At 70.6% G+C, this 23,578-nt stretch carries 18 protein-coding genes; 6 read left to right on the top strand and 12 right to left on the bottom strand.

The genetic code is table 11. The features are described from left to right. Nucleotides 1–204: 204 nt before the first annotated feature. The 5 genes from ACIQD6_RS32190 to ACIQD6_RS32170 all read left to right on the top strand — a co-directional run bounded on the left by ACIQD6_RS32190 (nucleotide 205) and on the right by ACIQD6_RS32170 (nucleotide 5,679). Nucleotides 205–804: a single-stranded DNA-binding protein gene (locus ACIQD6_RS32190; protein WP_401889466.1), complete on the top strand. Its 600-nt coding sequence runs from the start codon at nucleotides 205–207 to the stop codon at nucleotides 802–804. A gap of 251 nt (nucleotides 805–1,055) precedes the next feature. Then, on the top strand, nucleotides 1,056–2,492 hold the full coding sequence (locus ACIQD6_RS32185; RefSeq protein WP_401889464.1) for a Cys-Gln thioester bond-forming surface protein: 1,437 nt from the start codon (nucleotides 1,056–1,058) through the stop codon (nucleotides 2,490–2,492). A 397-nt stretch (nucleotides 2,493–2,889) separates the two neighbouring features. After that, nucleotides 2,890–4,554 (top strand): energy-dependent translational throttle protein EttA, encoded by a 1,665-nt coding sequence (gene ettA / locus ACIQD6_RS32180; protein ID WP_401889461.1) that lies wholly within the window; start codon nucleotides 2,890–2,892, stop codon nucleotides 4,552–4,554. 1 nt (nucleotide 4,555) lies between these two features. Next, on the top strand, nucleotides 4,556–4,987 hold the full coding sequence (locus ACIQD6_RS32175; RefSeq protein WP_401889458.1) for an acyl-CoA thioesterase: 432 nt from the start codon (nucleotides 4,556–4,558) through the stop codon (nucleotides 4,985–4,987). Continuing rightward, on the top strand, nucleotides 4,984–5,679 hold the full coding sequence (locus ACIQD6_RS32170; protein WP_401889455.1) for a hypothetical protein: 696 nt from the start codon (nucleotides 4,984–4,986) through the stop codon (nucleotides 5,677–5,679). The genes ACIQD6_RS32175 and ACIQD6_RS32170 overlap by 4 nt, the downstream gene beginning before the upstream one ends. Before the next feature lie 97 nt (nucleotides 5,680–5,776). On the opposite strand, the gene ACIQD6_RS32165 is transcribed toward ACIQD6_RS32170, so the two are convergent. Continuing rightward, nucleotides 5,777–6,181, bottom strand: coding sequence for a globin (locus tag ACIQD6_RS32165; protein WP_401889452.1), 405 nt, complete (start codon nucleotides 6,179–6,181; stop codon nucleotides 5,777–5,779). Between the two features lie 325 nt (nucleotides 6,182–6,506). Here ACIQD6_RS32165 and ACIQD6_RS32160 point away from each other — a divergent pair, with 325 nt between their 5' ends. After that, nucleotides 6,507–7,565, top strand: coding sequence for a methyltransferase domain-containing protein (locus ACIQD6_RS32160; RefSeq protein ID WP_401889450.1), 1,059 nt, complete (start codon nucleotides 6,507–6,509; stop codon nucleotides 7,563–7,565). 62 nt (nucleotides 7,566–7,627) lie between these two features. On the opposite strand, the gene ACIQD6_RS32155 is transcribed toward ACIQD6_RS32160, so the two are convergent. The 11 genes from ACIQD6_RS32155 to ACIQD6_RS32105 form a co-directional block, all read right to left on the bottom strand. Beyond that, nucleotides 7,628–8,941: an FHA domain-containing protein gene (locus ACIQD6_RS32155; protein ID WP_401889447.1), complete on the bottom strand. Its 1,314-nt coding sequence runs from the start codon at nucleotides 8,939–8,941 to the stop codon at nucleotides 7,628–7,630. Nucleotides 8,942–9,063: 122 nt separating this feature from the next. After that, nucleotides 9,064–10,422, bottom strand: a complete 1,359-nt coding sequence (locus ACIQD6_RS32150; protein WP_401889445.1) for a VWA domain-containing protein — start codon at nucleotides 10,420–10,422, stop codon at nucleotides 9,064–9,066. 174 nt (nucleotides 10,423–10,596) lie between these two features. Then, entirely contained in the window at nucleotides 10,597–12,123 is a 1,527-nt protein-coding gene (locus ACIQD6_RS32145) for a protein phosphatase 2C domain-containing protein (protein ID WP_401889443.1), read from the bottom strand. 3 nt (nucleotides 12,124–12,126) lie between these two features. Then, the gene (locus ACIQD6_RS32140; protein ID WP_401889440.1) at nucleotides 12,127–14,748 is read right to left on the bottom strand and encodes a tetratricopeptide repeat protein; all 2,622 of its coding nucleotides are present in this window, start codon (nucleotides 14,746–14,748) and stop codon (nucleotides 12,127–12,129) included. Between the two features lie 75 nt (nucleotides 14,749–14,823). Beyond that, nucleotides 14,824–16,155 (bottom strand): hypothetical protein, encoded by a 1,332-nt coding sequence (locus ACIQD6_RS32135; RefSeq protein ID WP_401889437.1) that lies wholly within the window; start codon nucleotides 16,153–16,155, stop codon nucleotides 14,824–14,826. 125 nt (nucleotides 16,156–16,280) lie between these two features. Beyond that, the gene (locus ACIQD6_RS32130) at nucleotides 16,281–17,219 is read right to left on the bottom strand and encodes a glutamate ABC transporter substrate-binding protein (protein WP_401889435.1); all 939 of its coding nucleotides are present in this window, start codon (nucleotides 17,217–17,219) and stop codon (nucleotides 16,281–16,283) included. A 173-nt stretch (nucleotides 17,220–17,392) separates the two neighbouring features. Beyond that, a complete protein-coding gene (locus ACIQD6_RS32125; protein WP_401889432.1) occupies nucleotides 17,393–18,853 on the bottom strand; it encodes a hypothetical protein in 1,461 nt (486 codons plus the stop codon). Between the two features lie 426 nt (nucleotides 18,854–19,279). Then, a complete protein-coding gene (locus ACIQD6_RS32120; protein WP_401889494.1) occupies nucleotides 19,280–20,332 on the bottom strand; it encodes an N-acetylglucosamine kinase in 1,053 nt (350 codons plus the stop codon). 98 nt (nucleotides 20,333–20,430) lie between these two features. Next, nucleotides 20,431–21,696, bottom strand: coding sequence for a 6-phospho-beta-glucosidase (locus ACIQD6_RS32115; RefSeq protein WP_401889430.1), 1,266 nt, complete (start codon nucleotides 21,694–21,696; stop codon nucleotides 20,431–20,433). Nucleotides 21,697–21,701: 5 nt separating this feature from the next. After that, the gene (locus ACIQD6_RS32110) at nucleotides 21,702–22,616 is read right to left on the bottom strand and encodes a carbohydrate ABC transporter permease (protein ID WP_401889427.1); all 915 of its coding nucleotides are present in this window, start codon (nucleotides 22,614–22,616) and stop codon (nucleotides 21,702–21,704) included. Between the two features lies 1 nt (nucleotide 22,617). Continuing rightward, on the bottom strand, nucleotides 22,618–23,559 hold the full coding sequence (locus ACIQD6_RS32105; RefSeq protein ID WP_401889425.1) for a carbohydrate ABC transporter permease: 942 nt from the start codon (nucleotides 23,557–23,559) through the stop codon (nucleotides 22,618–22,620). Nucleotides 23,560–23,578: the final 19 nt, after the last annotated feature.

The following is a 23,578-nucleotide window of genomic DNA, read 5'->3' as shown; positions in this document are numbered from 1 at the left end:
ACGCTGTGTCGAGCAAGTGGGTTTGTTCCAGGGCGAGTTGCCGTGATCGGGTGTGAGCGACTTACGGAGGAAATGGGGAGGCATACCCGCACGATCGGGTGACGGGGTTTTCCACAACTGACAGGTAATCCACAGGTGTCAGCAGATTTTTTCCGTCCGGTCCAGCATGGATTCAGTCAATGCAGCGGGCTGGAAGGGGGAGTTATGAACGACACCGTGGTGACGCTGGTGGGGAATGTGGCAACAGCGGTGGAATTCAGGGAGTCGGTCACGGGCGGCGCGGCGCGGTTCCGGTTCGCGGTGACCTCGCGCCGCTGGGACCGGCAGCGGAGCGTCTGGACGGACGGGCCGACGAGCTTCTACACGGTGTGGGCGTGGCGGACGCTGGGGGCGAATCTGGCCGCTTCGGTCTCCGTCGGTGAGCCGCTCGTGGTGCATGGCCGGCTGAGGGTGCGCGAGGAGGAGCGGGACGGGCAGCGCAGGGCGTCCGTCGAGATCGACGCGGTCGCGGTCGGCCACGATCTGTCCCGCGGGACGTCGGCCTTCAGACGTGTGGCCAGGGCGACTCCGTCACTGACGGAGCGTCACAGCGGCGCGACGCAGGGCCAGGGCCAGGGGCAGGGGCAGAGTCAAAGGCAGAGCCAAGGGTGGGGCCAGGAAAGCGGACCGGGAAGCCGTGAGCCGGTCCGTGAGCCGGCTCGTGAGCCCGTCCGCGGGGTGGTTCAGGGGGAGGCGTGGCCGTCCGGCCCGGCGGTGGCGCCCGCGGACGCTCCGGCCGAGGCGTCCGCGGTGGTTCCGGCATGATCCACCGGGGTCGACCAGGCTGCCCTGGGCGGAAGTTGTGGAGATTTGTCGATACTGCCTGCCCTATTCCGGAGCCCTGCGGGAGGGTCGATAACGATTCCGATTCGGAACGGTTGGCTGAGCGGCCGGGCGAGCTTCGGCGGTTCTCGCCTTCCTTAGTATTCCCAGTACTTACGGGGCACTTGAGTCTGCCGGCGAGGCATCCCCCGATGCGTTCACGCGCGAGAAGGCCTTGCTCGAAGGGGAATTCTGTGTTTTCTGCGATATCTGCGTCACCGGTGCGGAGGCGCGGCGCCGCCCGGCTCGGCGCCGCGGTGGTGGCCTCGGTTCTGGTGGCAATGGGCTCTCTGGTGGGCGGCGGCGCGGCCGTCGCGGACGAGGTGCCCCCGCACCAGGGCGGCGCTGCCGCCACCCTGGACGGCCTGAGGACCTACGACGGCGCCGTGCTGCACGCGGAGGGCGGGGACCAGCAACTGCCCGCCGGACTGTTCGAGATGACCGTGGACGGCGGCGGCAGTCTCAAGACGTACTGCATCGACATCCACAACCCGACACAGGACCAGGCGACCTACCTGGAGACCCCCTGGGACCAGACCTCGCTCGGGGCCAACCGGAACGCCGGCAAGATCCGCTGGATCCTGGAGCACTCCTACCCGCAGATCGACAACCTCTCGGAGCTGGCCAGGAGTGCGGGCACGGGAACGCTCACCGACAAGACCGCCGCGGCCGGCACCCAGGTGGCGATCTGGCGTTACTCCGACGGCGTCGACGTCGACGCGACGGACCCGCAGGCCGAGAAGCTCGCCGACTGGCTGGAGAAGAGCGCCCGGACCAGCGCGGAGCCCAAGGCCTCGCTCACCCTGGAGCCGGGTGCGGTCTCCGGCAAGGCCGGCGAGAAGCTCGGTCCTGTCACGGTCCGCACCGACGCCGCCGGCGTCACGGTCGCGCCGCCCGCCGACGCGGCCGACAGCGGCGTCAGGATCACCGACAAGGAAGGGACACCGGTCAGCTCCGCGGTCAACGGCACCGAGTTGTACTTCGACGTCCCGGAAGCAGCCTCCAGCGGCACGGCCTCGCTCGGTGTGCAGGCGACCACCTCCGTGCCGGTAGGCCGCGCGTTCGCCGGGGTGACCAAGAGCCAGACGCAGATCCTGGCCGGGTCCAGCGACTCCACGGTCTCCGCGACCGCGACCGCGAACTGGGCCGAGCAGGGCGCGATACCCGCGATCACCGCCGAGAAGAACTGCGCCGAGGGCGGCGTCGACGTCACCGCCGCCAACCGGGGCGACGAAGCGTTCACGTTCGACCTCGCGGGCACCGAACACTCGGTCGCGGCGGGCGGGTCCGAGACCTTCACCGTCCCCGTCGGCGAGGACGAGGCGTACGACTTCACGGTCGCGGCTGCCGGGTTCACACAGACCTTCAAGGGGGTCCTGGACTGCGTGACCACCAGCGACGCGGGACCGGTGACCCAGCAGGCCTCCTCCCGGCCCCTCCCCGCCACGGCCGGGGGTTCCTCCGCGGGAGCCACGGACAACCTCGCCGCGACCGGTTCCTCCAGTGCCACCCCGATGATCGCGGGCGTCGCGATCGCTCTCGTGGTGCTCGGCGGCGCCGCGGTGTTCCTCCTCCGTAAGAAGCAGGCCGCCGAAGCCCCGGGAGGCTCCTCGGCCTCCGAGGCCCCGTGACCCGACCCGTGACGCCACGCGTCACGGACAGTGGGTGAGTGACCCCGCGCGCTGCGTGACCACGCGTGCGCCGTGGCCCCTGGCATGTGGAAGCGTGCGGGGGCCACGGCCGTACGGTCGCCGTACCACCGGCGCGCGGCTGCCGTACGGCTCTCGACGGACTGCCCCACGGCCCTGACCTGGGAGCGTTCCCGCGAGCGCGGCCGCGAGCCGCGCGGGGACGACCGTGAAGGAGTCGCGGAGCAATCACGGAGCGGTTGGAGAGCAGAGGGGGAGGAGCGGTCCGGGGAGCGATACGGGTTTCCATCGGGGGATGGACGTCAGGCAAGATGGGGTGTATCTGCCCTCACGCGGCGGAGCCGCACATTGGCCCTTCTCGATTGCCGGACGGTTTCTCTTGGCTGAGTACATCTACACGATGCGCAAGGCGCGTAAGGCGCACGGCGACAAGGTCATCCTCGATGACGTGACGCAGAGCTTCTTGCCGGGCGCGAAGATCGGTGTGGTGGGACCCAACGGCGCCGGAAAGTCCACCATTCTGAAGATCATGGCCGGTCTGGAGCAGCCGTCCAACGGCGACGCGTTCCTGTCCCCGGGCTACACCGTCGGCATGCTCCTCCAGGAGCCGCCGCTGGACGAGTCCAAGACCGTGCTGCAGAACGTCCAGGACGGCGCCGCCGAGATCATGGGCAAGCTCCACCGCTTCAACGAAGTGGCAGAGCTGATGGCGACGGACTACTCCGACGCCCTCATGGAGGAGATGGGCAAGCTCCAGGAAGACCTCGACCACGCCAACGCGTGGGACCTGGACACCCAGCTCGAACAGGCCATGGACGCGCTCGGCTGCCCGCCCGGCGACTGGGCCGTCACCAACCTCTCCGGCGGTGAGCGCCGTCGCGTCGCGCTCTGCAAGCTGCTGCTCGAAGCGCCCGACCTGCTGCTCCTCGACGAGCCCACCAACCACCTGGACGCCGAGTCCGTGCAGTGGCTGGAGCAGCACCTCGCCAAGTACCCCGGCACCATCGTCGCCGTCACCCACGACCGGTACTTCCTCGACAACGTCGCCGGCTGGATCTGCGAGGTCGACCGCGGCCGTCTCCACGGCTACGAGGGCAACTACTCCAAGTACTTGGAGACCAAGCAGGCCCGTCTCAAGGTCGAGGGCAACAAGGACGCCAAGCGCGCGAAGAGGCTCAAGGAAGAGCTTGAGTGGGTCCGCTCCAACGCGAAGGGGCGGCAGGCCAAGTCCAAGTCCAGGCTGGCCCGTTACGAGGAGATGGCCGCCGAGGCCGACAAGATGCGGAAGCTGGACTTCGAGGAGATCCAGATCCCGCCGGGCCCGCGTCTCGGCAGCATCGTCGTCGAGGTCGAGAACCTCTCCAAGGCGTTCGGCGACAAGGTCCTCATCGACGACCTGTCGTTCACGCTCCCGCGCAACGGCATCGTCGGCGTCATCGGCCCGAACGGCGCGGGCAAGACCACGCTGTTCAAGATGATCCAGGGCTTCGAGGAGCCGGACTCCGGCACCATCAAGGTCGGCGACACCGTCAAGATCAGCTATGTCGACCAGTCGCGCGGGAACATCGACCCGAAGAAGACGCTGTGGGCGGTCGTCTCCGACGAACTCGACTACATCAACGTCGGCCAGGTCGAAATGCCCTCGCGCGCCTACGTCTCCGCCTTCGGCTTCAAGGGCCCGGACCAGCAGAAGCCGGCCGGGGTGCTCTCCGGCGGTGAGCGCAACCGCCTCAACCTGGCGCTGACCCTCAAGCAGGGCGGCAACCTGCTGCTCCTCGACGAACCGACCAACGACCTCGACGTCGAGACCCTGTCGTCGCTGGAGAACGCGCTGCTGGAGTTCCCCGGTGCGGCCGTGGTCGTCTCCCACGACCGGTGGTTCCTCGACCGGGTCGCCACGCACATCCTGGCGTACGAGGGCGACTCCCGGTGGTTCTGGTTCGAGGGCAACTTCGAGTCGTACGAGAAGAACAAGGTCGAGCGGCTCGGCGCCGACGCCGCCCGCCCGCACCGCGCCACCTACAAGAAGCTCACGCGGGGCTGATATGACCCGGCACATCTACAGCTGCCCTCTGCGCTGGTCGGACATGGATGCCTTCGGGCACGTCAACAACGCGGTCTTCATCAGTTATCTGGAGGAGGCCCGGATCGACTTCATGTTCCGGCTGGCGCCGGGGGACGGCTCGCCGTCCTTCTCCGGCGGTTCCGTCGTCGCCCGCCACGAGATCGACTACAAGCGGCCGTTGCTGCACCGGCACGAGCCGGTGACCATCGAGTCGTGGGTGACGAAGATCAACGCCGCGTCGCTGACCATCGCGTACGAGATCAAGGACGCGGACCAGGTGTACGTACGGGCCTCGACGGTCGTCGTCCCGTACGACCTGGAGGCCGAGCGGCCCCGGCGGATCACCGCGGAGGAGAAGGCGTATCTCCTGCGGTACGTGGACGATGACGACAAGGGTGCTCTCGCCGCATGACAGCACCGGTCCAGACACTGGAGTTCGCCGACGCGAGGGAGGCGGCCGACCTCGGCGCCTTCCTCGCCCGGCTGATCCACTACGACCGTGCCGCCGCCGTCCGGCTCCAGGCCGGCGGCGGGGCGCTCGCGGTGTTCGGCCGGCCGGTGTCCTTCGAGGTGCTGGCCATCCGTACGGCCAGGCTGGCCGCCCCGTACGAGCTGGACGTCACCGTCTCCGCCGGTGAACTCCTCGAATCCCTCGACGAGTCGGCGGGCAGCGCGGTGGTCCCGGCGGCCGTCACCGGCCCGCCGTGGGCCGGAATGCTGCCGCCGCGCGGAGGCTGGCAGCAGGTGGCGGGGCTGCCCGGCGAGGAGGCCATCCGGGGCGCGCTGGCCGCCGCGGTCGCCGAATTCCGGGCCCGGGACGAACAGTTGGCGCCGGACGACCGTACGCGCGCGGAGCGCGACCGGATCGGCCGCGAGATCTGGTCCCGCACGCTCGGCGACACCGGCCTCCCGCTGCGGGCCGCGCACGCCGCGCAGTCGCTGGGTTTCCTGCGCCCGGTGCGGGCGATGGTGCCGGCCGCCGCGGCGCCCGAGGAGCCGGTGGCGCTGCTCGCGTCCGGCAACTGGCTCCGGCTCCGTACGCCGTACGGCTCGATCGCGGTACGGCGCGCGGGACTCGGCGGACTCACGGTCACCCCGGCCTGAGGCCGGCCTCAGCGCATACGACGGCGGACCCGGCCGGAGACGTACGGTCGCCCCGGGGATCCGGCGTACGAGCCGGAGGGGAGACCGTCCGGCGGCGTCAGCCCGCGGTGTTCACCATCGAGGCGGCGGCGTAGGTGAGGTAGCTCCACAGCTGCCGTTCGTGCTCCTCGGACAGCCCCAGCTCGTCGACGGCCACCCGCATGTGCTTCAGCCAGGCATCGTGCGCGGCACTGTCGACCGTGAACGGTGCGTGGCGCATCCGCAGCCGGGGATGGCCGCGGTTGTCGCTGTAGGTGCGGGGACCGCCCCAGTACTGCATCAGGAAGAGCGCCAGGCGCTCCTCGGCGGGGCCAAGGTCCTCCTCCGGGTACATCGGACGCAGCAGCGGGTCCTCCGCGACCCCCTGGTAGAAGGTGCGGACCAGGCGCCGGAAGGTCTCCTCGCCGCCGACCTGCTCGTAGAAGGTCTGCTCCTGAAGCGTGCCGCGCGGAATCTCTTTCACCCGTCCATGGTCTCAGACGCGTCGGCCGAGTACATCGGTCCTAGGGCCTCTCGTTTGGATCTTGCCGGGCTCGCGTGCCCTGGCACCGCGCCTCGCCGCGTTGTCGTCACTCCACGACGCTCCGCGTCGCCTCACTCCTCCGCCTTGCGATCCACGGCACCAGACCCCGCTCCCTGATCCGGCCTGATCCAAACGAAAGACCCTAGGACTCCCGCAGATCTCTGGCGGACTCCGGTGTGATTCCGCGGGACTCCCGCGATCCCGGGGCGTGGCAAGGAGGCGAGGCGCACTCGCTTCCTGGCCGCTCACCCAGGAGAGTGGAGGGATGGGCGCACACCGTGCACACCGCGAGGACGAGTACGGCCCGGACGACACGACCGCCGCCGAGGCGCGCGCCGTGCTGGTGCGGGACATCGCGGCGGGCGGGGCACTGGACGATCCGGCCTGGCGGGCGGCGTTCGAGGAGGTGCCGCGCCATGTGTTCGTGCCGTACTACTTCGTCAGCCGCCCCGGCGGCTACGAACGGCTGTGGAGCGGGGACCCGGACCCCGCGAGGCAGCGCCGCTGGCTGAAGGGCGCTTACGCGGACGGGCCGCTCGCGACCCGGGTACGCGACGGTGAGCTGATCTCGTCCAGCAGCCAGCCCTCCCTGATGGCCCGCATGCTGGAGGAACTGGACGTACGGGACGGGGACCGCGTCCTGGAGATCGGCGCGGGCACCGGATACAACGCCGCCCTGCTCGCCCACCGGCTGGGGGACGCGCAGGTCACCACCGTTGATCTGGACCCGGAGATCACGGAGTCCGCCCGCACTCATCTCGCGACGGCCGGTTACCGGCCCGCCGTCGTCACCGGCGACGGGGCGCGCGGGTGCCCGGAGCGGGCCCCGTACGACCGGATCATCGCGACCTGCACCCTGCCGTCGGTGCCGACGGCCTGGCTGGCGCAGTGCCGGCCGGGGGCGCGGATCCTGGCCCCGTTCGCCACCGGGCTGATCGCGCTGCGGGTCGGGGACGGTGGGGCGGACGGCGACGGTGGGGCGGACGGAGTTCACCGCCGCCGTTACGCGGAGGGGCATTTTCTGCACACCGCCGCCTACTTCGTACCGTTGCGCGGTACACCCAGGCCTCCTGGTGCGTCCGGCGGCGGGCCCATGGCGCACCGGCCCCTCGGCGGGCTGCCGAGGCGCACGATCGAGAACGACCTCTTCCGTTTCCTGCTGGCGCTGACAGCGGGCAGCCTGGACCCGCACGAGGCGCTCGCCCTGTGGGAGCAGGAGCGGCGCCCCGGGCGGGAGCGGTTCGGCATCACCGTCACCGGCGACGGGCAGTGGGCCTGGCTGGACGATCCGGCGGGGCCGTACGTCTGGCCACTCAGCCCCTGAGTCCGGTCCGCCGGGTCGCCGCCGATTCGACGGACTCAGACCGCCCCCCAATGCCGTCGGTCTCAGCCCCGGCGGATCGCGATCGTCGTCCAAGCCCCGACATGCACCCGGTCGCCGTCGTTGAGCGGGACGGGGATATAAGGCTTTATCGGGTCCTCGGCGCCGTTGAGCGTGGTGCCGTTGGTGGAGTTCTGGTCGACCACGGCCCAACTGCCGTCCGGCTGCTGGACCAGGACCGCGTGCTGGTGCGAGACGCCCGGGTCCTCCGGCGGGACCGACAGATCGATGTCGGGGGACTCGCCGGTGGAGTGCCTGCGACGGCCGATGGTGATCTGGTTCCCGACGAGCGGAAGGTGCTGCTCGGGGGAGAAGGCCGGCAGATTCAGCCCGGTCGCCTCGGGCCCGCTGCGCTGCATCATCGCCATGAAGTAGTCACGGTCGGGGCCGATGACGGCTGTCCAGCTCGTGGGCGCCTGCTGATACTGCCGCATCGGGTCCTGCTGCTGGGGCGGCCCCTGCTGCTGGTGCTGCGCCTGTTGCGGAGGCGGCTGCTGGGGCTGTTGCGCCTGCGGATGCTGTGGTTCCTGCGGCCCCTGGGCATGCGAGGGCGGCGGCAGCATCCAGTCGTCCTCACCGGCCCCGGGCCTCTGCTGCTGCGGCGGGGCGGCGGACTGCTGCTGGAAGGCGGGCGGAGGCGGCGGACCCTGGTGCTGATACGGCGGCGGAGGCGGCGGCCCCTGCTGGTGCGGCCCCTGCTGGTGCAGGCCGTACGGCGACGGCGGCATGGGAGGCGAGGGCTGCTCGGGCGACAGCGACTCGGCGGGCCGGTTCAGCTGCGAGGGCCGCGAGCCCTGGTAGTCGAACGGATCCGGTGGCGCGGGCGGCCCCGGCTGATGCGGCGCCTGCTGGTGGGGCCCCGGCTGGAGCGGACCGGGCTGGAGCGGTCCGGGCTGGGGCGGTCCGGGCTGGGACTGGAAGCCCGGCGGCAGATTCAGCCCGGGAGCCGGACCAGGCCCCTGACCGGGACCGCCCGGTCCCGGTTGCTGCTGCTGCGGAGCCAGCGGGGTGTACGACGTCGCCGTGTTCGTGAGGAAGTTCCAGCGGCACTCCTCGCAGAACGGAGCCATCGCCTCGCGCGGGGTGCGGCACTGCGGGCACAGCTGGGCCTGCGCGGTGGCGTCGAATCCGGGGCCAGGACCAGGACCGGGGCCCTGACCGGGGCCAGGGCCGGGCGGGTAGCCGTAACCAGGTGCTGGCGGTGGCGGGGGAGGCGGTGGTACGGCCCCCGCGGGAGCGCCTGGTCCGGCCATGCGATGTCCGCAGACCTCGCACCAGTCTTCGGAACCCGACTGGTGTCCGTTCGGGCAGGTCGGCATGTCGGCGCTTCCCCCTCTCCTCATCCGGCCCGCAGGCCGTTGCTCACTGCTGTCGCTCCGGTACGGGCCGCCGCCGTGCCGGCCGCTGCCCTACCGATCGCTGTTCTCGACTGTTCCCGACGTTACTTCTTGACGCGAACGGTCTTGGTGGAGCGCGTCTCAAGAGTCATCTCGTCCGCGTCCTCGACCTTCGCCTTCAGTCGCACAGTACCCGTCGCCGCGTCGACGACGTCCACCACCTTCGAAAGCAGTTTCGCTGTATCCGCGTTCCCCGAGGAAGCCGCGAGCTGTACGGCTCGTCCCAGTTTCGCGGTCGCGCCGTCGAAATCTCCCGACTTGCGGGCATCCAGCCCCTGTTGAATGACCTGAGCCAGTTCGGCCTGGCCCGTGTAGTGCGCGACCTGGGGATTGATGGAGGTGGAGGCCGCCATGTCGTCCGTCCACATGGCCCGTACCAGCCCCTGCGACAGCACCTCGGGCGAGCCGCCTCCCTGCGCGGGAAGGATCAGCGAGACGCGCGCGGCCAGCATCTCCTGGCCGATACCGGCCTCCGGGACCTTGACGCACACGTGGTAGTCGCGCGACTCGTCGCCCCAGGACCCGGTCGGGTAGTCCCCGGCGCGTGGCGCCGCCTCCGTACGCCGCTCGGTCAACTCCTCGACCGTGGGTGCCACTTGCTTGACGAACGCGATCTCCGCCCCGACCGGAGTCCACAGCCGCAGCGCCACGTCCGCGACCTCCTTGCCCATCACGTTCTCCATCATGTGCGTGAAGTCCGCGGCCAGGCCCGCCGGATCGGCGACGATATCGGCGGTCCCGAGCAGCGCGGAGGCGACTCCGGTGACCTCCTTCACCTCCCAGTCCGTACCCACGCCCCGGGCGTCACAGGTGAAGCGGCCCGCGACGGCGTCCAGCGTCGCCCTCAGATCCACCGCCGATTCATGCTCGTTACGGCCGTCGGTGAGCAGAATGCCGTGCCTGATGGGGGCGTCGGCCGAGGCCAGCAACCGGTCGGCCAGCCGCAGCCAGGTGCCGATCGCCGTACCCCCGCCCGCGCTGAGCCGGCGCAGCGCGTCCTTGGCCTGGGCCCTGGACCCCGCGTTGGCCACCGCCAGGCGGCCGTTGCCCGGGAAGACCTCCTTCGCCACATGCGTACCGCCGACGATCGCGAACGCGACGCCGTCGCGCAGGGTGTCGATGGCCGCTGCCGTGGCATCGCGCGCGTTGCGCATCTTCGTCGGCGGGTACTCCATCGATCCTGAGCAGTCGACCATGATCACCACGGCCGCGTCCGGGCTGTGCCCGGGAGCGGACGCCGGGGTGGCCGAGGCCCTCGCCAGAGGCACTCCGCCGGTGGTGCCGCCCCCCGTCGAGGTGACCGTGACGATCGCGTTGACCTCGCGCCCGCCCTCGGGCAGGTACGCGTTCTGGTACACGTCGACGGAGAACTGCGGCACCGTCGACTTCGAGAAAATCGCCATCCGTATCGGCTCCTTGGCGCTCCACGTAGCAGAGACAAGTGAAAGACAAAAGACAGTCGAAAATCGAGAAATCACGGGGGGCTGCACGGTAAAGGACGAAAAGACCGGAAGGCCAAAAGACCAAAAGGTCTCAGCAAAGCGGACATGAGTGGTCGAGAACGGGCAGAGCGGGACTCACGCCGTGTTGTAGGCGGATCCTGCCCCTCGTGATGGCACGGCGAACGGCAGTACAGCCACTGTTACGTTGTCGTGGCCCCCACCGTCGAGCGCGTGCCCGACCAGTACCTGGGCCGCGTGCAGCGGACGTGCGGCGGCATCGGACGGCAGCGCCCTGGCCATCTCGTCCGCGCCCTCCGCGTAGTTCCACAGGCCGTCCGTGCAGACCACCACCACCCCCGGGCGGTCCGGTTTGAACGACGCGGTGTGCGGCTCCAGTTCGTACGCGTCGGCGCCGAGCCAGCCCGTGATGGCGTGGGCGCGATCGTCCGCGTACGCCTGCGCCTCGGTCATCAGCCCCGCCGCGACCATCTGCGCGGCCCAGGAATCGTCCTCGGTGAGCCGGGCGGGCGGGCCGCTCCGGTCGTCGGGAACCCAGTACACCCGGCTGTCGCCGACCCAGCCGATGATCAGCAGACCGCTCGCCACCACCGCGCCGACGATCGTGCACGCGGGGGCGTTCTGATGGCGGTGAGCGTCGCGGTCCAGTGCGCTGGGCGGTGATGCGGCAAGGGAGTTGACCGCGTCGCCGGCCACCACGATGGCGTCGTGCATCGCCTGCTGCGGGTGCGTACCGCGCTCCAGCGCACCCAGCAGGGACTCGTTCGCCGAGGACGCGGCGGCGGCCGAGGCATCGTCGGGGCGGGTCGCGGAGGACACGCCGTCGCAGACGACCGCGACCACGGCGGGCGAACCGTCCGGCAGGGCGGCGGACGACACGGCGAACGCGTCCTCGTTACGGTGATGGCGCAGCCCGCGGTCGCTGACCGCCGCCACCGCGCCCAACTCCTGCTCCATATGGTCACGCTCGCGCGGCTGGGCGTGCCCGCAGTTCTCGCAGTAGCCGTCGGTGTCGACGCGGCCGACGCGGCAGGCCACGCACACCTTGGAACCGGGCGGGGCCGTCAGGGCGGGATCGGCGGTCCGCGGATCGACCGGGTCCCCGGCCGGACCGGCCGCCGCTTCGACGGAGGCCGAGGCGGGGACCTGACTTGTGGAGACCGGCTCCATGGAGACCGGCCCCGTGGAGACCGGCCCTGTGGCGCCCGGACCTGTGGTGCCCGGCCCCGTGGAGACCGGACCTGTGGCGTCCGGTGCCGACCCGGGCGATGCGGGCGCGTCCGGTGCCGACGCACCCCGTACGGGCGCCCCGGGTACGCGTGCCAACGGCGCCGGCAGCTCGAAGTCCCCCGGATGCGGGGGCAGTCGAGAACCGCTCGACTCCAGTTCCAGCAGCTCCTCCGCGCGATACGTGGCCGCGTCCGTGGCCGAGCTGTCCGTACCGGCGGCCGTGGGCCACTCCGTACCGGCGACCGGAACGCCGTCCGGCGCGTTGTTGATGACGAGCGTGGGATGGTCGCCCGGAGGCGGCGGCACAGCCGACAGGTCGTGACCGCACGCCCCGCAGAACAGGTCGCCGGACTCCAGCGGCTCCTCGCAGCTGGGGCAGACCGGCCGAGCGGCCGGATGGGGCATCTGGGACATCAATCACACCCACGTCCGAGGGCGGAAACGGTTTGCCCGCTCCACCAGTTCGATCCTCTCCTCGCCGCGCTGAGCGAGCCGGGCGAGCACCCGGTACGAGCGTTCCAGTCCGAAACGCAGCCCGCGTTCGTTCACCTCGCTGCCGAGCAGCGAGGTCTGAGCGGGACGGGTTCCGGGACTACCGGAGAGTACCCAGTCCAGAGCCGTCCCCAATACCTCGGTCGACAACTGTTCACGCCGGACCGCGTCCAGACCGAACCGCTGGAGCGCGGACACCTCGTCCGCGGCCGCCGTCAGATCGTCGATCAGCCGCGGCTCAGCGCCGGATCCGGGGGCCGGCACGTCCGGACCGCGCCGGCGCAGCCGGGCCCGTACGGCCGCGACCCGCGCCGCCGTGTAATGGATCGACGACTCGGGCACGGACTCCAGGGTCCGTACGGCACCGGCCCGGTCACCGGCGGCCAGTCGCACCCGGGCCAGGCTGAACGCGGCACTCACATAGTTCGGGTCGGTCGTCCAGACGAGCCGGTAGTACGCGGCCGCGTTGTCCAGTTGACCGAGCATTTCCCAGCAGACGCCCAGCGCCAGCTTCGGGGCCGGTTCGCCGGGGAACGCGTCGTAGACCGCGTCGAAGGAGTCCGCCGCGAGCTCGTGATCGCCCGTCATCAGCGAGGTGACCCCTCGGTACCAGACGATCCGCCAGTCGTCGGGACGGCCTTCCTCCAGGGCGGCCAACTCTCCGGCCGCGGCGGCCAGGTCGCCCATTTCCAGCCGGGCCCGCAGCTCGCGCAGCCCGCGCTCCACGGACTCGGTGGGGGTGCCGGCCAGTGCGGCGAGCGCCTCGGCGGGGGCGGCGGCCGTCAGACCGGCCAGGAATCCGGCGTTCGGATCGTTCGGATCGACTTTCGGTACGGGCAGTGCCAGCGCGGTCGCGTGGGCGTCGACCGGCGTCAGCATCGGCCGGAGCGCCGGGCCCGTACCGCCGACCGCCGGTGGCAGGGCCGGGGGCGGCGGAAAAGCAGGGGCCCCCGGAGCTCCCGTAGAGCCCGTGAGACCGGCGGCGGGCCCCGCGGTCACCGCCCTCACCGCACTCGTACGACGGCCGAACAGGCCCCTGCGCCCACCGCTCCCGGCCGACCCCGCCCGCACACCCAGCCGCGAGACGTCATCCGTCAGCTCCGGGAACAGCTCCGTGTCCGTGATCCGCAGCTCAGGGCCGAACAGCGTCGACAACGAGGGGCGCGGCTGTCCCGTCTGGAGCGCCACGACCTCCCGCAGCACTCCCGTCAGCTGCTCCGCCATCTCCTGCGCCGACGAGAACCGCCGCGCCGGATCCGGGTCCGTCGCCCGCACCAGCAGCCGGTAGAAGGATTCGTACGTCCGGAAGACCTCGATGTTCCCGGGGTCCGGGAGCGAGTCCACGAACACGTTCGCATAGCCCTGGAAGTCGAAGGCCAGCACGGCCAGGGTGCGGGCCACCGTATAGAGATCGGAGGCCACCGACGGGCCGGTCTCCGCGACCTCCGGCGCCTGGTAGCCGACGGTGCCGTATATCGCGGAGTCCGCGTCGTCCATCCTGCGGACCGCGCCCATGTCGATGAGTTTGAGCTGGTCCTCGGTCTGAATCGCGTTGTCGATCTTGAAGTCGCAGTACAGCAGACCGCGGCTGTGCAGATGGCCGAGCGCCTCCAGCGCCTCGATGCCGTACGCGCACGCCTGCTCGACCGGCAGTGGATCGCGGCTGCCGGTCTCCGTCCGCAGGTCGGTCAGGATCTCCTTCAGCGACTTGCCGCCGACGTACTCCATGACGATGTAGCCGTCCATGGAGCCGGTGCGCTGGTCGAGGTGTTCCACGAAGTTGTAGATGCGGACGATGTTGGAGTGCTCGATCTCGGCGAGGAAACGGCGCTCGGAGATCGCCGCCTCCATGGCGTCCTGGTCGCCGGTGTCGAGCAGGCCCTTGAGGACCACCCAGCGGTCCGAGACGGCGCGGTCGACCGCGAGATAGATCCAGCCCAGGCCACCATGGGCCAGACAGCCCATGACCTCGTACTGCCCGTGCACGACATTGCCCGTGTGCAGCTTCGGCACGAACGAGTACGGATGCCCGCACTTGGTGCAGAAACCTTCCGTACGCCCCGGCCGGTCGCCCCGCGCGCGGCCCACCGGCGCCCCGCAGTCGGAGCGCGAGCAGTACCGCTTCCGCTCCGGCACTTCCGGTTTCTCCATCACGGCGGACCGCGGGTCGGGACGCGGTACGTCCGGTACGGAGACCAGGCCGGCACCCAGCCGGTTGCGGCCCGAAGCGGACGCGGACGAACCGGAACTGCGCACCGACACCGACCGCGAGGACTGCTGCCCGGACAGCCGGCCCGAGACCGAACGCCGCGAGGTGGACGACCGCGAGGAGGACCCGGAGGAGGCACGGGTGGCGCCGCCCGACGAGGCACGCGCGGAACCGCCGCACCCGGAGCCGCCGCTCCGGCCGCTGCCCCGTGCGGACGGCACCCCGGCCGGCGGGAGGACGGGGGCCAGACCGCAGGTGTCGCAGTACATCTGACCGCCGCCCATGTCTTCGTACGAGCCCTCGCAGCCCGGGCGCTGGCAGGCGTTCTTCGCACTCATCTGTTCCCCCGCCCGCCTTCTCTTCCCTCTGCCGCGTGCGCCTCCGAAACATGCGTCATGCGTCCCCCTCGCCCGTCATGCGTCCCCCGCGCCGTCGACCGGCCCCGGCCGGCCCGGGACCAGAACGTCCGCCGCGGCCCGCTGGTAGCGCAGCACCGCCTGTTCGGCGACGCGCAGATCGCAGGGCGCGCTCCACAGCATCCGGCGGGCCGCGTCGTACCGCTCGACGAGCAACGGGTCCTCGGCCATGCCGTGCCGGGCGACCTTCGCCTTGTACGCGTCGAGCCGGCCGCGCAGCTCCGCGCGGACCGCCAGCGGCGCCGTGACCGCTGTCAACGACTCGCGGGCCCGCAGCAGTTCGTCCTCGGCGTCGCGCTCCAGCGACTCCAGCAGCGGCGAGAGCCGGTTCCACTGGGCGTGCCTGCGGTACTCGGCGGCGGTCGAGAGCCGCTCCTGGAGCGCGGTCGGCGGCCCGCTGACCGCCGGCACCTCGGACGCCGCGATCTTCGCCAGCACCTCGCCACGCGCCGACCGGGCCTCGGTGAGCGTACGGTCCGCGCGCGACAGGACGTCACGCAGCCGCTTCAGCCGCTCCTCCGAGTCCTGACGCACCGCGAGAACCGCTTCGATCTCCCGCCGTACGTCCTCCAGGGCGCGCGCCTCCCGGTCGTAGCGCTCGGTGTCGGGACGGCCGCCGCCCGGGGCCGAACTGCCCAGCGCGGGACGCCAGAAGGCCAGCGGATCGGAGACCACCTGGGCGCGCAGGGTGCTCAGCTCCCGCGTGATCGACTCCAGGTCGTCACCGGCCGGATGCTCCCCGGGCCGTACGCCGACGGAGTGCGCCAGCGAGCGGGTGCGCCGCAGCTCCGCCGAGAGCAGATCGATCCGGGCCGGCAGCGCCGACCAGACCGCGTCGGCGATCACGACCATGTCCAGGGAGGACGCGTACAGCTCGTTCATCCGGGACACCAGCTCGGCGAGGGTGAAGTGCTCGGAGAGCCTGGCCGGGGTGCTGAGGGCCGCCGGCCCGCTTCCGGCGGCGCCCGCGACGGTGACCGCGCGGCCGCGCAGCGTCTCGGTCAGCTCCACCAGATCGTCGCGGTTCGGCCAGCGCCGCCTGGCACGCGCCTCCTGGGCGCCGGTCAGCGCCTCGGTGTAGCTGTCGAAATACGTCCACAGCAAGGTGATCGACTGTTCGGCGGCGGCCCAGCGGTCCTTGGTGACCCCGGTCAGCTCGGCCCCTTCGAGGAGTCTGCGGCCGGAGTGGTCCTGGAGGGCGAGCAGCGAGGTCTCGATCGCCTCGTACTCCGCTTCGAGGCGTGCCAAGGCCCGGTCCACCTCGTCCCGGTCCATCACCGGTCCCGGCGGCCTCCCCGACGAGTCGGGGAAGGAACCCATGACGCCCATCGATCACCTCTCCGCTCGTGTCCCTGCCCTGCCTTGTCCTGCTGACCCGCTCTGTCGCGCACTGCCCTGTCCTGCGCCGCTCTGTGCCGCCCTCGTCCTGATCCCCGCCGGGCCGGCCGGTCTCGTCAGTCGACGACCGGCGGCTCGGTTATTCCGGGCAGTCCCGCCTTCAGCCAGTTGTTGTACGACTTCATCCAACGGCTGTCCTTCCCGCCCGCGCGATATTCCTCCAGTACGTGATTCACCCGGCCCACCAGATCGTCGTTGCCCAATTCGGCGGCGACTCCGTAGTACTCCGGGGGCAGCGGCTCCCCGACCAGCTCGACGTCCGGGTCCTGTGCCGCCTGGCCGGCCGCGAGCGCGTTGTCCGTCACCACCGCGTCGACCTCGCCCAGTTGGAGCCGCACCAGGCAGTCGAGCTGGTTGGCCACGATGTACTCGGGCTTGTCGAAGACCGCGCCGTACGACTTCTTCTTCAGAGCCGTGTACGCCGTCGACTTCCTGGCCGTGCAGACCCGCTTGCCGCGCAGCGTTTCGTCGAACCCCGTGACCGGCGACCCCTTGGGAACGAGGACCTGCTGGCCCACCTGGAAGTACGGCGTGGAGAACGTCACCTTCTCACTGCGCTCGCAGGTGATCGTCATCGTTCTGACAACAAGGTCGACCGTGCCCTCCGCCAGCGCCTTTTCCCGCTGTTCGGTGGGGATGGCGCGGAAGGTGATGTCCCGTTCACTGCCGAGAATGTCCGCGGCTATGGCCTTGGCGAGATCGATGTCGAAGCCTTCCAGCTCACCGGTGTCCGGATTGCGGGAACCCCAGCGATAGCTGTTCTGGTCGACACCGACGACGAGTTTCCTCGCACTGCCCTGACGGTCCCGGATCGCCTTGACGCCCGGGGCGTTGTTGTCGTCGGAGGGCGGGACGGGCTCCGGGTCCGTGCAGGCGTCGGTCTGCGCGGGCACGGCAGTGGCGGTCCGCTGCGCGGCCCGTTCCGACCGCTCCGTGGCCGCGTGGGGCAACTGCGGCAGGGCGAGCGCGGCGGTCAGCGCACAGGCGCCGGCCATGGTCGACACGCCACCCCAGCCATGGAGCCTGCCGGACCGGCGGGACGTGTGGGACCGGCGCGACACGTAAGGCCGACGGGACACGTAGGACCAGCGGGATACATAGGGCCAGCGGGACACGTAGGACCAGCGGGGCCGGCGAGGCCTCTTCTCGGACGTCATCCCCGCGCCTCTCACCGGTACTCCGAAAGCCTGCGGCCCATGCCCAGGATCGCGCCCACCGCGCCCAGCAGACCCAGCACCGCACCCGCACCGATTCCCAGTCCGTACAACGCGGTCCTGCCCTTCTCGGCGGACCGGGAGAACTCCTTCTTCTCCTGAGCCAGCGCCTTGTCCAGCTCCGCCCGCACCTCGTCGAACGACTCGCCCGTGGTGCCCTTGCCGCCGATGACCTTCTTCAGCGCGGCGTCGAAGTCACCGGCCTTGTCCGTGGCGGCCACCGACGTGTGGAGCTCACGCCACCGGGCGGCCGAGGCCTGCGCGGCGCGCACCGGTTCGGCGCCCGCCTCGTTGTCGGCGAGCTTCCCGGCCCTGCCGAGCGCGGTGTCCAGCCTGCCCATGCTCGCGTTGAAGTCCGTCTCGTACTGGTCGTGCCGACCGTCCTCCGTAAGGACGGAGCCCCGCGCGATCAGCGTGAGATTCTCACTCGCGCGGGCCTTGAGGAAGCTGACCCGGGCGTCGTTGAGAGCCTCCAGCGATGCCTGGCCCTGCTCCTGCGCGTTGTCCAGCTGCACGCGCGCGACGGTCTGCCCGGCGGCCAGCCAGAGCAGCAGCACGGTGGACGCGAGGGTGGCGGCGACCAGGCCCTGGTTGAACACCCTGTTCGTCTTGCGGTAGGTGCGCCGCTGCGTCCAGACGAGGCCGCCCAGCGCCGCCACCCCCAGCGCCGGCGAGACGTACGGCCACAGCCGCGCGTCGTCGTTGTCCTGGGCGAGCCGTGCCGTCTCCGCGTCGTACAACTTCTGTGCGGCGGGCAGCAGTTCCTCGGTCATCACCTGGTTCGCGTACTGCAGATAGGCACCGCCCAGCGGCAGCCCCTGCCGCTCATTGGCACGGGCGCGCTCGATCAGCCCTGTGTACCGGGGCAGGCCCTCGTTCAGCGTGGCTATCTGCCGGCCCGACTCGCCGGAACGGTCCGTATGGGTGGCCGCGTTGATCAGCTGCTTGGACGCCTTCTCGATGTCGCCCCGATAGCGGGACGCCATCTTCGCGTCCTCCTCGAAGCGTTCGCGCTCGTCGGCCCGCGTCCGCGTGTTCTGCGCACCGGACAGGAAGCCGCCCGCCGCTGCCGAGTCCGCGTCGGCCAGCCATCCGTAGATGTTGGCCGCGTCCTCGCTCAGCGGCTGGCTCCGCTCCACCACGTCGTTGGCGGAGGTGAACCGGCCGGACCCCTCCACTGTCGCCGCCGCCCCGAACGCCAGGACCAGCACGGCCAGGGCCGCGCCGATGATCCTCAGCCGCCCCGGCTCCGTCGTCGCCGCGGCGCGAAGCCGCGCTCTGGTCTCCGTCCACGCGCTGTGCCGCCCCGGCGGCGGTCCCGCCGGTCCGCCCGGAGCCGGTGGTGCCGACGGGCGCGCGGGCGCATGCGTCGGCGCCGATGGTGGCGCGGTGCGCACATTCGGCGGGTATGTCACGTGACCTCCCCCTCGGTCATTTGACGACGACGGTGCGGCCCCCGGCGGATTCGGGGGGACAAACTCCCGGTCAGCAGTATGGCGCCAGGGACCGACAACTACACCAGGCCTGACTGGATCTTGTTACGTACCGGGCTGCTTCCGAGCTGTGCCGGGCGGTTCCGAACTGTGCCGACCTACGTTCCCCATCGCGTACCGTGCCGGCCGTCGAGCCGTCGAGCCGTCGAGCCGTTGAACCTTCGGCCCTTTCGGCCCTCCGGCGGCAGCGCGGTCTCCGCTCTTCTGTGAATACGCCGGACACCGTTGATCGGTTCCCCTCCACGGGAGTTCGTACGCGTTCGGATGAATGAGACCGACCGGCAATTGGGGGCGGATGCAGCGGCGGCCGTGCCACGCGCCGGGGCCGGGCGCGCGCGCCCGGCGTGCTCACGTGTAGTGCGCCCCCAGCCGCGCGTGTGCCTCCGCGCTCGCCCGTACGTGGTCCAGACCCAGCTGCGCCGCACCCAGCACCGGCGGAGCCGTCACCACCTCGACGACCGCCTTGGGCGCCTTGACGGCCAGCAGTTCCCCGATCCGGTCGTCGAGTTGCGGATGGCGGGCCGCCAGCACACTCCCGCCCAGCAGCACCGGCGCCACCTCGTCCAGCAGCCCGAGCCTGCCGAGCGCGACCGTCGCCAGCGCCACGACCTCCTCGGCCAGCCGGTCGACCAACGACCGGGACACCGCGTCACCCGCCGCGCCGGTCGCGAACAGCACCGGCGCCAGCTCATGCCTGCGTACGTACGGGATGCGCCCCAGGTGCAGCGCCTCGATCAGCTCGTACATCGACCCCAGGCCGAAGTGCCCCGGCAGCGTCCGTACCAACTCGGTCGGTTCGCCCCGGCCGTCCTCCGCGCGCGCCGCGAACCAGAGCGCCTCCTCCGCGAGGCCCCCGCCGCCGCCCCAGTCACCGGAGATCCGGCCGATCGCGGGGAAGCGGGCGGTGCGGCCGTCGGGCAGCATGCCCACGCAGTTGATGCCCGCGCCGCATACGACGGCGACGCCCCGCGGCGCCGCACCGCTCGGCAGCCCGGCCCGCAGTATCGCGAAGGTGTCGTTGCGCACCTCGGTCGTACGGCCCCACCCCCGCGCGTGCACGGCCGCCGTCAACTCCCGCTCCTCGGCGGGGAGATCGGCGTTGGCCAGACACGCCGACACGTGATCCACGGCATGATCCACGACATCCCGCTCCGGCAGTCCCGCCGCCGCGAGCGCCTCGGCGACCGCTGCCGCCAGCGCGTCGGTCGCCGCCTCGATCCCGACGGCCGGTGGCTGGAAGCCGCCACCGCGGGCCGTTCCGAGCACCGACCCGTCGGGACCGATCACGGCCACATCGGTCTTGCTGTTCCCCGCGTCGACAGCCAGGACGCTCCCGCGCCCCGCCGCCGGACCGGCCACGCCCGTACGCCCCACCGCACTCGTACACCCCACCGCACCCATACGTCTCACCGCACTCGTACGCCCCGCCACGCCCGTACCGCCGACCGTCCCCGCGTCCGTCGCTCCGGCCACACCCGTACCCCCGTCGAGATCCCCGCTCACGCCCACGCGAGATGCTCCCGGTTGTGCGCGATCAGCTGGTCCGTGAGCGTCTCCGCGTATGCGTACTGGCCGATCAGCGGGTGGGACAGCAACGCCTTGAAGACGCGGTCCCGGCCGCCGTGCAGCGCGGCCTCCAGCGCCAGGTCCTCGTACGCCGAGACATTCGCGATCAGCCCCGCGTACAGCGGATCCAGCGCGGGCACCGCCAGCGGCACCGCACCCGACGTGCTCACCCGTGCCTGGACCTCGACGACCGCGTCGGGCGGCAGGAACGGCAACGTGCCGTTGTTGTACGTGTTCACCACCTGGACCGGGCTGCCCTCGCCCCGCAGCAGCGAGGCCGCGAGGTCCACCGCGGCCTCCGAGTAGAAGGCGCCGCCGCGCTTCGACAGCAGCTCCGGCTTCTCGTCCAGCGCGGGGTCGCCGTACATCTCCAGCAGCCGCTTCTCCATCTCGGCCACCTCGGCGGCCCGGGAGGGCTTGGTGCCCAGTTCGCGTACGGCCTCGTCGTGCGCGTAGAAGTACCGCAGGTAGTACGACGGTACGACCCCGAGCCGGTCCAGCACCGCACGGGGCAGCCGCAGATCCGCCGCGAGCGCGTCGCCGTGCTTCGCCAGCAGCTCGGGCAGTACGTCGGCACCCTCCGGGCCGCCGATGCGCACGCCGCGCTCCCAGGTCAGATGGTTGAGTCCCACATGCTCCAGATAGACCTCGGACGGGGCGACCTCCAGCAGCTTCGCGAACCTGCGCTGGAAGCCGATCGCCACATTGCACAGACCCACGGCCTTGTGACCGGCCTGGAGCAGCGCCCGGGTCACGATCCCCACCGGGTTGGTGAAGTCGATGATCCAGGCGTCGGGGTTGGCGCGCCGTACCCGCTCCGCGATGTCGAGGATCACCGGAACCGTCCGCAGCGCCTTGGCCAGACCGCCCGCGCCCGTCGTCTCCTGCCCGATACAGCCGCACTCCAGCGGCCAGGTCTCGTCCTTCAGACGCGCCGCCTGCCCACCGACACGCAGCTGGAGCAGCACCGCGTCGGCGCCCGCGACACCCGCGTCCACGTCCTGGGTGACGGTGATACGGCCGGGGTGCCCCTGCTTGGCGAAGATCCGCCGGGCCAGCCCCCCGACCAGGTCGAGACGGTCGGCCGCCGGGTCGATCAGGACGAGTTCCCCGATCGGCAGCGTGTCCCTCAAACGGGCGAAACCGTCGATGAGTTCGGGTGTGTAGGTCGATCCGCCGCCCACCACTGCGAGCTTCATGATTCTCAGCCCTTCACTCCGGTCAGTGTGACTCCCTCGACGAACGCCTTCTGGGCGAAGAAGAACACGAGGATCACGGGGGCCATGACCAGGACGGTCGCGGCCATGGTCAGATTCCAGTCGGTGTGGTGCGCGCCCTTGAAGGATTCCAGGCCGTAACTGAGGGTCCAGGCGGCCGGATTCTCCGAGGCGTAGATCTGAGGTCCGAAGTAGTCGTTCCAGGCGTAGAAGAACTGGAACAGCGCCACCGCCGCCACTCCCGGTTTGGCCATCGGCAGCACAACCCTGAGCAGCGTACGGAATTCACCGCAGCCGTCGATCTTCGCGGCGTCCAGATACTCGTCGGGAATGGTCAGCAGGAATTGCCGCAGCAGGAAAATGGAGAACGCGTCGCCGAACGCCATCGGAATGATCAACGGCCAGAGCGTGCCCGACAGATCGAGCTGCTTCGCCCAGAAAAGATACATCGGAATGATGATCACCTGCGGCGGCAGCATCATCATCGAGATGACGAGCATCAGTGACAACCGGCGTCCCCGGAAGCGGAATTTCGCGAGCGCGTACGCCACGGGGATCGACGAGATCACCGAGAGGACGGTGCCGAGTCCCGCGTACAGCAGGGTGTTCTTCCACCAGGTCACAAAGCCCGGGGTGTCGAAGACCTTGGCGTAATTGCCCCACTCCCAGGTGTCCGGGGTGAGATCGCGGGTGAGTGCCTGCTGGTCGCTCATCACCGAGGTCAGGAAGAGGAAGACGAACGGCAGCAGGAAGAAGAGCGCCGCCGCGACGCCCAGGGCATGGACGGCGATCCAGTGCAGCAGCGCCCTGCGGCGCGCGGTCCGGGCGGCGGGCGTACGGTCCGGAGTCGCCGGCCGGGGTGCTCCGGTCGGCGCGGTCGCCGGGTCGAGTACGGACGTCATCTCAGCCACCCGCTCCGATCAGTCCGCCGCGCCGCCGCATCAGCAGCGCGGTGAAGGCCATGGCCAGAAGGAACAGCACCAGCGCGACGACACACGCCGCGCCGTAGTCGAAGCGCTGGAAGCCCAGGTTGTAGACCAGTTGGGGCAGCGTGAGTGTCGACTTGTCGGGATAACCGGGCTCGAACTGCTGGCCGGAGCCGCCGATGACACCGGAGGCGACCTTTCCCGCGACCAACGGCTGGGAGTAGTACTGCATCGCGGAGATCACCCCCGTCACCACGGCGAACAGTACGATCGGCGAGATGTTCGGCAGGGTCACGAACCGGAACCGCTGCCAGGCCGACGCGCCGTCCAGCTCCGCCGCCTCGTACTGCTCCTTCGGTACGTCGAGCAGCGCGGCCATGAAGATCACCATCAGGTCGCCGATGCCCCAGACGGCCAGCAGCGTCAGCGCCGGCTTGGACCAGGACGGGTCGTTGAACCAGCCCGGAGCCGACAGGCCGAGCTCCCCGAGGACCGTGTTGACCGGCCCCGTACCGGGATTGAGAAGAAAGACGAAGGCGAGCGTCGCGGCGACCGGCGGCGCCAGATATGGCAGGTAGAAGAGGGTGCGGAAGATCCCGGTACCGGTCTTGATCCTGGTGATCAGCAGCCCGGTGCCCAGCCCGAAGACCACCCGGCAGGCCACCATGACGACGACGAGCCAGAGCGTATTGCGCAGCGACGGCCAGAACATCGGATAGTCGGTGAAGACATACGACCAGTTCCCGAGGCCGTTCCAGGAGGGCGGGTTGAAGCCGTCGTACTTCATGAAGGAGAAGTACACGGTCGAGATCAGCGGATACGCGAAGAAGACGGTGAAGCCGATCAACCAGGGCGACATGAACGCCGCCGTACGCAGCGCCGACCTGCGGCGCTTCGAACGCGGCGTATGCGTGGTCATCGAAAACGACTTCCGGGCC

This window comes from Streptomyces sp. NPDC088400 (genome assembly GCF_044753355.1).
Lineage (GTDB): Bacteria > Actinomycetota > Actinomycetes > Streptomycetales > Streptomycetaceae > Streptomyces.
Note: the sequence above shows the minus strand (reverse complement) of the source record. Positions and strands in the feature narration are given on the sequence as shown.